Origin of the sequence: Bacillus cereus group sp. BfR-BA-01309 (assembly GCF_022664315.1) — a bacterium.
GTDB lineage: Bacteria > Bacillota > Bacilli > Bacillales > Bacillaceae_G > Bacillus_A > Bacillus_A mobilis.
Map to the genome: position 1 here is coordinate 1 of NZ_JAKUHE010000070.1, position 405 is coordinate 405.

A 405-nucleotide genomic window follows, 5' to 3' on the forward strand; every position below is an offset into this window, starting at 1 on the left:
TCGGCAATTTCATTTTGTTTCCCACAACAGCAATGTTTTCATTTGTTTGTTTTGTGGTATAAGATTGTACGTTGTTCTTTTTAGATTTGAAACGCGGGGCACTGTTTTGTTTTTTAAAAAAGCGTGTATAAGCATCCGCAAGGTTGCGAACAGACGACTGAATAGCAATACTATCCACTTCTTTTAGCCAAACAAACTCTTTCTTCATGGCAGGAAGTTTGGCAGAGCATATACCATATGTCAAATCTTTTCCTGTTTCTTTGTATGCATTATCCCATAGAGATAGGAAGTGATTGAATACAAAACGAGAACAACCAATCGTTTTATTGATCAGGATCGCTTGTGCTTTATTTGGATAGATACGAAATTTATACGCTTTATTGATCATCCTTCGTTTCACCTCCA

Annotated in this window: 1 protein-coding gene; it reads right to left on the minus strand. The window is 36.3% G+C overall.

Features of this window, described 5'->3' with window-relative positions; translation table 11 throughout:
• Positions 1-388, minus strand: a 388-nt coding sequence (locus MR115_RS29650; protein ID WP_242243860.1) for a helix-turn-helix domain-containing protein, incomplete at its 3' end; no start/stop codon positions are given.
• Between the last annotated feature and the right edge of the window lie 17 nt (positions 389-405).